Here is a 5,392-nt window from a genome sequence, read left to right as displayed (position 1 = left end):
GCTGCGACCCTGTGCAGCGCGGCGAGGGCCTCCGGTGACACGCGCCCTCCGGGTACTCGTAGCCGGACCAGGGCGCCGTCCTCGGCGGGCCACGGGCGCAGCACACCGGGGCACAGGTCGGTGCGGGTGCGGCGGGTCGGTCCGGAAGCTCTCACGGGGCACAGTGTGGCAGCCAGAGGTGGCTCGCGGGGAGCGGGGAGCCGACGGCCGGACATCCGCGGGGGTCCGGCGCCGGATAGGCTCGCCGGTGCCGTGGTGCTCGGGAAGCCGGAGGAAAAGCCGGCGCGGCCCTCGCCACTGTAGTCGCGTAAGTTGCGCACCCTCGTCCGTCCCAGAGCGGGGCGGAGACCACTGGGCCCAGGCCCGGGAAGGTCGGTCGCGCGGCGTCGATGCGAAAGCCAGGAGACCGGCCACGGCGTCATGTTCCACGAGGGTTTGGAGAAGAACATGCGCCATGACCGGCGTTCGGCGTCCCCTGAGGACGCCTCGGCACCATCAGATGACGCGGCATCGCCGGAGAACACGGCATCACCGGAGGACACGGCACCGCCTCGGCACTCGAGCCAGCCACCGCGCATCACCCTGCTGTCCACCTCCGACACGGACCTGCTCTCCGCGCGGGCCTCCGGGGCGGACTGGACGCTCGGCAACCCGTCCCGCCTGGACGTCGAGGCGGATCTGCCCGGTCTGCTCGACGGCGCCGACCTGGTGGTGGTCCGGATCCTCGGGTCGCGGCGGTCGTGGGAGCCCGGGTTCGCCGCGGTCATGGCCTCGGGGCGGCCGGTGGTCGTCCTGGGAGGCGAGCAGGCCCCGGACGCCGACCTGATGGAGCTCTCCACCGTCCCGATCGGCATCGCGGCCGAGGCCCACCGCTACCTGGCCGAGGGCGGCGAGCGGAACCTCGCCCAGCTCCACGCCTTCCTGTCGGACACCGTGCTGCTCACCGGGACCGGGTTCGCGCCCCCGGAGAGCGTCCCGGTGTGGGGGATGCCGCCGCGGCCGGACCCTGTGGCCTCCCCGGTCGTAGCCGACCAGTCGCGGGGCGTCCCCCGCGTAGGCGTGCTCTACTACCGGGCGCACGAGGTGAGCGGGAACTCCGGGTTCGCCCATTCGCTCGCCGACGCCATCGACGCCACCGGGCAGGCCGTCGGCGTGCCCGTGTTCGCCGGGTCCCTGCGATCGGCGCCCGACGAGCTGTTCGACGCACTCGGGACGCTCGACGCGCTGATCGTCACGGTCCTGGCCGCCGGCGGGACCACGCCGGGCGCGGTGAGCGCGGGCGGCGAGGACGAGACGTGGGACGTCGAACGGATCGCCACGCTCGACATCCCGGTCCTGCAGGGACTGTGCCTGACGTGGAGTCGGGAGGACTGGGAGGCCTCCGACGACGGCGTCAACCCGTTGGACTCGGCCAACCAGATCGCGATCCCCGAGTTCGATGGCCGGATCATCACCGCGCCGTTCTCCTTCAAGGAGATCGACGCCGACGGGCTGCCCCGCTACGTCGCCGACCCCGAACGCTGCGCCCGCGTCGCGGGGATCGCGGTCTCGCACGCGCGGTTGCGTCATGTGCCCGCGGCCGACCGCCGGATCGCCCTGGTGCTCTCGGCCTACCCGACCAAACACTCCCGGATCGGCAACGCGGTCGGGCTGGACACCCCCGTCTCGACCATCCGCCTGCTGCGCCGCATGCGCGACGAGGGCTACGACCTGGGACCGGCGGACGGGCCGGTCGCCCGGTTCCTCGACGTCGCCCACAGTGGCACCGACAGCACCTACGCCGACGACACCGCCGCCGGGGACGCCCTGATCCACGCCCTGATCGCCGCGGGCGGACAGGACGAGGAGTGGCTGACGAACGCCCAGCTCACCGACAGTCACGAGCGGATCTCCACCGACGACTACCTCACGTGGACGGCGGATCTGCCCGAGTCGCTGCGCTCGGAGATGGTCGAGGCCTGGGGGCAGGCGCCCGGCCGGCTGTTCGTCAACGACGCCGGCGAGATCGTCCTGGCCACCATCCAGGCCGGCAATGTCGTCCTGTTGATCCAGCCGCCCCGCGGGTTCGGTGAGAACCCGGTGGCGATCTATCACGATCCCGAGCTGGCGCCCTCCCACCACTACCTGGCCGCCTACCGGTGGCTCGCGCGGGGTTTCGGTGCCCACGCGCTGGTCCACATCGGCAAGCACGGTTCGCTGGAGTGGCTGCCGGGCAAGAACGCCGCGCTGTCGGCGGCGTGCGCGACCGACGCGGCGATCGCCGACATGCCGTTGATCTACCCGTTCCTGGTCAACGACCCCGGGGAGGGCGCCCAGGCCAAGCGCCGCGCCCACGCCACGATCGTCGACCACCTGGTACCGCCGATGGCCCGCGCCGAGTCCTACGGCGACATCGCCCGCCTCGAGCAGCTGCTCGACGAGTACGGCAACATCGCGTCCATGGACCCGGCCAAGCTGCCGGCCATCCGCGCGCAGATCTGGACCCTCATGCGGTCCGCGCACATGCACGAGGACCTCGGCCTGGAGCAGCAGCCCGGGGACGAGGAGTTCGACGACTTCCTACTCCACGTCGACGGGTGGCTGTGCGAGATCAAGGACGTCCAGATCCGCGACGGCCTGCACGTGCTGGGTCAGGCGCCGGACGGCGAGGCGCGGGTGAACCTGGTGCTCGCCATCCTGCGGGCCTCGCAGGTGTGGGGCGGTGAGTTCGGCGCCGTCCCCGGTCTGCGTCGCGCCCTCGGGCTGGGGGAGGACGCCCCGACCCAGGAGGTCGACCGCGTGGAGGCCCGGGCCCGGGCGCTGGTCGAGGACATGGACGCCCGCGGGTGGGACCTCACGGCGGTGCCGCAGGTCCTGACCGCCGCGGGTCTGGATGACGGCGACGAGGTCGGCCGCGTCCTGGAGTTCGCCGCCCGCGAGGTGGTACCGCGACTGGCCGCCACGGTCGACGAGCTGGATGCGGTGATGCACGCCCTGGGCGGCGGGTTCGTGCCCGCCGGGCCGTCCGGTTCGCCCCTGCGCGGCCTGGTCAACGTTCTCCCGACCGGCCGCAACTTCTACACCGTGGACCCTCGGGCGATCCCGTCCCGGCTGGCCTGGGAGACCGGCCAGGCGATGGCCGACTCACTGCTGGACCGCCACGTGGCGGAGACCGGTGAGTACCCGAGCTCGGTGGGACTGTCGATCTGGGGCACCTCGGCCATGCGGACCTCGGGCGACGACGTGGCCGAGGTCCTGGCCCTGCTCGGCGTCCGTCCGGAGTGGGACGAGGCCTCCCGCCGGGTCAACGGTCTCGAGGTGGTCCCGGCCGCCGAGCTCGGCCGCCCGCGGGTCGACGTGACGGTCCGCATCTCGGGGTTCTTCCGGGACGCCTTCCCGCACGTCATCACCATGCTCGACGACGCCGTCCGGATGGTGGCGGACCTCGACGAGCCGGCCGAGCAGAACTACGTGGCCGCCCACACCCGTGCGGACCTGGCCGAGCACTCGGACCACCGGCGCGCGACCACCCGCATCTTCGGCTCCGCGCCGGGGTCGTACGGCGCCGGGATCCTGCAGACCATCGAGGCCGGCAACTGGCGGGACGACCGGGACCTGGCCGAGGTCTACACCCGGTGGGGCGGCTTCGCCTACGGCCGCGACCTGGACGGCGTCCCGGCCGCGGACGACATGCGCACCAACTATCGGCGCATCGCGGTGGCCGCCAAGAACATCGACACCCGCGAGCACGACATCGCCGACTCGGACGACTACTTCCAGTACCACGGCGGGATGATCGCGACCGTGCGAGCGCTCACCGGCGCCGAACCCCGCGCCTACGTGGGGGACTCCACCACGCCGGACGCCATCCGCACCCGGTCGCTCGCGGAGGAGACGGTCCGGGTGTTCCGGGCTCGCGTGGTCAACCCCCGGTGGATCGCGGCCATGCAGCGGCACGGCTACAAGGGGGCCTTCGAGCTGGCCGCGACGGTGGACTACCTCTTCGGGTTCGACGCCACCGCAGGGGTCGTGCACGACTGGATGTACGACACGCTGGCCAGGGAGTACGTGCTGGACCAGACCAACCAGGAGTTCCTGCGGCGGTCCAACCCGTGGGCGTTGCGCGGGATGATCGAGCGGCTCTCCGAGGCCGCCGACCGCGGGTTGTGGGCCGAGCCGGACGCCGAGATCATGGACCGGATGCGGCAGGTCTACCTGGACGTCGAGGGCGACCTCGAGGACACCCACGGTGACTGACCGGGTGTCCCGCCTCCCGGCCGGGGAGGCCGGCGGCACCCCGCGCCGCCGGGTGCGGGTGGTGGGGATCGGCTCCGGGGGGCCGGACCAGATCACGGTGGAGGCGATCACGGCCCTGCGGGAGTCCGCCTACGCCGTGGCCGCGGTGAAGGGGGCCTCAGACCCCTTGGTCGATCTCCGTAGGCAGCTACTCGCCCGCCACGCGCCGGGCGTCGAGCTGGTGGGGGTCGCCGATCCGGAGCGGGACCGCTCGTCGCGGTCGACCTCCTCCCACGTCGGGTACCGCGGCGTGGTCCTGGACTGGCACGAGGCCCGGTCCCTGGCGTGGGAGCGGGTGCTGGCGGACCGGCCCGGCGACGTGGCGGTGCCCGTATGGGGCGACCCCGCCTTCTACGACTCCACGCTGCGGATCGTCGACCGGATCCTCGCCCGTGGCCGGCTCGACTTCGCCGTCGAGGTGATCCCCGGCATCTCCGCTCTACAGGTGTTGGCGGCGCGTCACCGGCTGGTCCTGCACGAGATCGGCGGGACGGTCACCGTGACCACCGGCCGGCGTCTGGCGGAGGTCGTCGCCGGCGGAGCGGACAACGTGGTGGTGATGCTCAACGCGGACCTGCCGCTGGAGGACCTGGCCGACTGGCACATCTGGTGGGGCGGCAACCTCGGCGATGCGGGAGAGTGCCTGCTCGCGGGCAGGGTCGGCGACGTCCTCGGCGAGCTGCGGGGCAATCGTGAGCGGCTCCGCGCGGAGCACGGCTGGGTGATGGACGTGTACCTCCTGCGCCGCCCGGTCGCGGCGGGCTGATACTGTGCCTACACTGGCGCTCCCCCGAGAACAGAGGTGCACTATGGCTTTCCTGAGAAATGCCCTGCGGACCGGCGTCGCGCTCAAGGCCGCCGAGGTGGTCAAGCGTGAGGCGTCCAAGCCGGAGAACCAGCGCAAGGCCCGCGAGTTCGCGGAGAAGATCCGCAACCGCAAGCGCTGACCGCCGGCCGGTCAGATCCAGTCGACGATCTCCACGGGGTCGTCGGCCCCGGCTCCCTCCGGGACCACGGCGAGCGCGGGAGCGCCTGCGAGGTCGGCCAGGTGGGCGGTGCGGACCCGGCCGGAGAGAGTCCATCCGCCGGCCCCGTCGGGGCGGGCCGGCAGGATCCG

The 5,392-nt window shown here is 72.8% G+C and carries 3 protein-coding genes and 1 riboswitch; all 3 genes read left to right on the top strand.

Annotated elements, in window-relative coordinates; all coding sequences use genetic code 11:
* The first annotated feature begins 236 nt into the window (after window positions 1–236).
* A riboswitch (cobalamin riboswitch) is annotated at window positions 237–429 on the top strand.
* A complete protein-coding gene (gene cobN / locus G6017_RS11970) occupies window positions 421–4,236 on the top strand; it encodes a cobaltochelatase subunit CobN (RefSeq protein ID WP_241731507.1) in 3,816 nt (1,271 codons plus the stop codon). (Overlaps the previous riboswitch by 9 nt.)
* Entirely contained in the window at window positions 4,229–5,041 is an 813-nt protein-coding gene (cobF, locus tag G6017_RS11965; protein ID WP_344392684.1) for a precorrin-6A synthase (deacetylating), read from the top strand. Before cobN ends, cobF begins: the two co-directional genes overlap by 8 nt.
* A 43-nt stretch (window positions 5,042–5,084) precedes the next feature.
* Entirely contained in the window at window positions 5,085–5,222 is a 138-nt protein-coding gene (locus tag G6017_RS11960) for a hypothetical protein (protein WP_179524167.1), read from the top strand.
* The last annotated feature ends 170 nt before the right edge of the window (window positions 5,223–5,392 follow it).

Source organism: Dietzia sp. B44 (assembly GCF_014145245.1).
GTDB lineage: Bacteria > Actinomycetota > Actinomycetes > Mycobacteriales > Mycobacteriaceae > Dietzia > Dietzia natronolimnaea.
The sequence above is the reverse complement of the archived record's forward strand: the minus strand, read 5'-3'. Positions and strand labels throughout refer to the sequence as shown.

What these genes read in the sequence shown, in the direction of transcription:
- G6017_RS11960 (WP_179524167.1), top strand. Translation starts at nt 5,085, where the DNA reads ATGGCTTTCCTGAGAAATGCCCTGCGGACCGGCGTCGCGCTCAAGGCC.
- cobN (WP_241731507.1), top strand. Translation starts at nt 421, where the DNA reads ATGTTCCACGAGGGTTTGGAGAAGAACATGCGCCATGACCGGCGTTCG.